The 1,015-nt window shown below is 50.0% G+C and carries 9 tRNA genes and 1 other annotated feature (1 of these 10 running past the window's edge); all 9 genes read left to right on the top strand.

Features of this window, described 5'->3' with window-relative positions:
• Nucleotides 1-1,015, top strand: a sequence feature (mutual gap in cmsearch alignment for this rRNA model is longer than 100); it runs 1,341 nt beyond the window's last position.
• The 9 genes from Y7E_RS33985 (at nucleotide 43) to Y7E_RS33945 (ending at nucleotide 885) form a co-directional block, all read left to right on the top strand.
• Nucleotides 43-115 (top strand) — tRNA-Thr (locus Y7E_RS33985). It overlaps the preceding feature by 73 nt.
• Nucleotides 138-212: transfer RNA gene (locus tag Y7E_RS33980), tRNA-Glu, on the top strand.
• Nucleotides 218-293: transfer RNA gene (locus Y7E_RS33975), tRNA-Val, on the top strand.
• Nucleotides 303-386, top strand: a tRNA-Tyr gene (locus Y7E_RS33970).
• Nucleotides 452-526: transfer RNA gene (locus Y7E_RS33965), tRNA-Gln, on the top strand.
• Nucleotides 532-607 (top strand) — tRNA-Lys (locus Y7E_RS33960).
• Nucleotides 621-701, top strand: a tRNA-Leu gene (locus Y7E_RS33955).
• A tRNA-Gly gene (locus Y7E_RS33950) sits at nucleotides 731-802 on the top strand.
• Nucleotides 813-885 (top strand) — tRNA-Ala (locus Y7E_RS33945).

Raw genomic sequence — 1,015 nt, 5'->3', positions numbered from 1 at the left:
CCGATCGGTCGTAGGTTCGAGTCCTACCTGCGGAGCCATTATGCTTCCATAGCTCAGCTGGTAGAGCACTTCCATGGTAAGGAAGAGGTCACCGGTTCAAGCCCGGTTGGAAGCTTGCGAACAGTATTACAACTTTTGGCCCGTTGGTCAAGTGGTTAAGACACCGCCCTTTCACGGCGGTAACACGGGTTCGAATCCCGTACGGGTCACCACTTTTGGAGGATTAGCTCAGCTGGGAGAGCACCTGCCTTACAAGCAGGGGGTCGGCGGTTCGATCCCGTCATCCTCCACCATATAATGTCGGAGGGGTAGCGAAGTGGCTAAACGCGGCGGACTGTAAATCCGCTCCTTCGGGTTCGGCAGTTCGAATCTGCCCCCCTCCACCATTTTCAAAAAACAACCTGATAAAGGTTTATTTTTTTGAAAAGACAAGCATACTAGTAAATATTGATGGGCTATAGCCAAGCGGTAAGGCAACGGACTTTGACTCCGTCATGCGCTGGTTCGAATCCAGCTAGCCCAGCCATTTACGAGCCATTAGCTCAGTTGGTAGAGCATCTGACTTTTAATCAGAGGGTCGAAGGTTCGAGTCCTTCATGGCTCACCATTTATAATAATTCGCGGGTGTGGCGGAATTGGCAGACGCACCAGACTTAGGATCTGGCGCCTTTGGCGTGGGGGTTCGACTCCCTTCACCCGCACTTTATAAGCGAAATTAATTTTATACCGTGCGGAAGTAGTTCAGTGGTAGAATACAACCTTGCCAAGGTTGGGGTCGCGGGTTCGAATCCCGTCTTCCGCTTTTTTACTTCGGGGCCTTAGCTCAGCTGGGAGAGCGCCTGCCTTGCACGCAGGAGGTCAGCGGTTCGATCCCGCTAGGCTCCATTATAAGTTAGAAAAAACCTTACATCAAAAGATGTAAGGTTTTTTTCAGGCTGTGGAGAAAGTTTGCTCCACAGCCTATTTTTGTGTCTGAACCCTTTTTTATCTGTCAACAATGATAAAAAGAGGAAAA

Source organism: Bacillus bingmayongensis, from assembly GCF_000299035.1.
Classification (GTDB): Bacteria; Bacillota; Bacilli; order Bacillales; family Bacillaceae_G; genus Bacillus_A; species Bacillus_A bingmayongensis.
The sequence above is the reverse complement of the archived record's forward strand: the minus strand, read 5'-3'. Positions and strand labels throughout refer to the sequence as shown.